The sequence below is a fragment of the Escherichia sp. MOD1-EC5189 genome, assembly GCF_002966045.1.
Taxonomy (GTDB): Bacteria; Pseudomonadota; Gammaproteobacteria; order Enterobacterales; family Enterobacteriaceae; genus Escherichia; species Escherichia coli_F.
The window spans coordinates 1-402 of sequence record NZ_PTRX01000127.1; the positions used below are offsets into that span (position 1 = coordinate 1).

General features: G+C 29.9%; 1 protein-coding gene. It reads left to right on the top strand.

The window, feature by feature from the left end:
• Positions 1-402: DNA methyltransferase (locus ATB02_RS25860; RefSeq protein WP_198600615.1), on the top strand; the 402-nt coding region annotated here is incomplete at both ends.

Sequence of the window (402 nt, forward strand, 5' to 3'; positions counted from 1 at the left end):
GAGATGAAATAGATAATTTGTTCTCACCGAAAGTTCTCAAAGAAGTAAATCGTTACTCTAAAGAAGGAGTAAAAAAAGAAAGAATATTTAACCGTAATGATAATTTAATTATCAGAGGAAATAACCTAATTGCGTTGCACTGTATAAAAAATATATACGAGAAGTCAGTTAAATTAATTTATATAGATCCACCATATAATACTGATACAGATAGCTTTAAATATAATGATAAATTTAGTCACTCTACGTGGCTGACTTTCATGAAGAACAGACTTGAAGTTGCAAAAGATTTGTTGTGCGATGACGGGTTAATTGCAATTAGTATTGATGATAATGAATTAAATTATTTGGCCTCGTTGGCTGATGATATTTTTGGCCGAAAAAATAGGATTGCTATATTCC